Origin of the sequence: Bartonella sp. AC130YNZD (genome assembly GCF_042196865.1) — a bacterium.
Lineage (GTDB): Bacteria > Pseudomonadota > Alphaproteobacteria > Rhizobiales > Rhizobiaceae > Bartonella.
In genome coordinates, this window is sequence record NZ_JBHIQZ010000116.1 from 1 (window position 1) to 1,077 (window position 1,077).

At 40.9% G+C, this 1,077-nt stretch carries 1 pseudogene; it reads right to left on the reverse strand.

The annotated features are described in order from the left end of the window. Positions 1–1,077 (reverse strand): annotated as a pseudogene (locus ACFINU_RS09970) (hypothetical protein); the annotation flags it as partial.

Below are 1,077 nucleotides of genomic sequence, written 5' to 3' on the forward strand. Positions count from 1 at the left end.
GCTAAATCAAATTTTACATTATTGTCTTTATCGCCTTTTGTAATGTTAAGATTGGTACTGCCAGTAGAAAAATCTACTCCACTATCCATAATGACTGTTTTAGCATTTTTACCGTCAACAGACAGTTTCCAACCATTTTGTCTTACGACCCTTTCTAAGTCCTTTAATTGTATAACATTCACTGCATCTGCATCTTCACTACCAGCCGCTACACCTGTAATTTGTCGTGTTTTACCACCATCAGAATCACCAACACTAACAGCACCTGACGTAGATTTCCAATAAGATAGCTCATTTTTTGCAGGTCCCTGCAGCATAGAAGTATATCCTGAAACACCTGCAGCCCTATTAGCTACAGAATCATCCCCTAAAGCAACACTCCCTTCTGCGCTTGCTTTTGCATAAAAACCTAAAGCGGTAGAATACTTTGCAGTTGACTTTGAACGATGACCTATGGCAGTCGAAGCATACGCCAAAGCCTTAGAAACAGCACCCACAGCTGTGGTATAATTTTCTTTTGCTGTTGTATGATCATCCTCCCCCCCTGCCTTCTCATTAAACTCAGAACCTATTGCGACACTACTTGCACCCAAGGCCTGAGCTGTGTAACCTATAGCAATACTATCTTCTTTTGAGGACAGTGCATTATAGCCTAAAGCAATACCTCTATTCCCCGTTGAATTTGCTTGATTACCTATAGCTATACTATTTGTTGCTGTAGCCTTTGTAAAAGGACCTATAGCAATAGCACTCCCAGCGGATGCTTCTGCAGTAGTACCAATAGCAATTCCCTGATAACTCTTAGCTTCAGCTGATAAACCGATAGCTATCGCTCTTTCAGCTTTTGCCACCGCCCCAACACAGCCAAGTTTACCGCTCGCACTTTTACAATCTGGATCATCTCTACCTATTGCAATACTTGAGTAAGTAGTTGCCTTTGCAGTATCACCCAACGCAACACCTTGATCAGCTTTCGTGTCTCGCTGCATTTCACTAACAAGAATAAGTTGTCTTGGTGTCAAAGTATTTATTACAGAACTATTATCAGTCTTTATTGTGGAATTCTTATCACTGTTA